Genomic DNA, 535 nt, shown 5'->3' on the forward strand with positions numbered 1-535 from the left:
GCAGGCGCAGGGCGCCGTCGGCATCGCCGCTGCGCACGGCGTCGGCCAGCGGCGCCAGGGCGAAGTCCTGGGCCTGGCGGTAGCCGCGCAGCAGGTGCACGCGATGTCCGGCCAGGCCGCCGTGGTCGTGCGCGACCGTGCTGTGACCGAGCAGCGGCTGCAGCGCCTTGGCGTCGTCGGGCTGCAGCGCGTCGCCGGGGCCGGCGGCCTGCAGGATCGCGGCGAGCACGTCGCCGGCTTCCACCGAGGGCAATTGGTCGGCGTCGCCGAGCAGGATCAGTTGCGCGCCGTCGGCCACGGCGTCGACCAGCTTGCACATCAGCGGCAGGTCGACCATGGAGGCTTCGTCGATCACGATCAGGTCGAACGGCAGCGGGTTGTCGGCGTCGTGGCGGAAGCGCGGCAGGTCGGGGATGACGCCGAGCAGGCGATGCAGGGTGCTGGCGCCGGCCGGCAGCGCCTCGGCCAGGGTGGGGTCGACGCCGTCGGCGAGCGCGCGCGCCACCGCGGCGCGCAGGCTCTCGGCCATGCGCTC

At 75.3% G+C, this 535-nt stretch carries 1 protein-coding gene; it reads right to left on the bottom strand.

Annotated features, from left to right (window positions below; translation table 11 throughout):
- Window positions 1-535 (bottom strand): AAA family ATPase (locus D183_RS25310; protein WP_039728756.1); only part of this gene is annotated, 535 nt, incomplete at both ends.

Origin of the sequence: Xanthomonas sp. SHU 199 (assembly GCF_000364665.1) — a bacterium.
Lineage (GTDB): Bacteria > Pseudomonadota > Gammaproteobacteria > Xanthomonadales > Xanthomonadaceae > Xanthomonas_A > Xanthomonas_A sontii.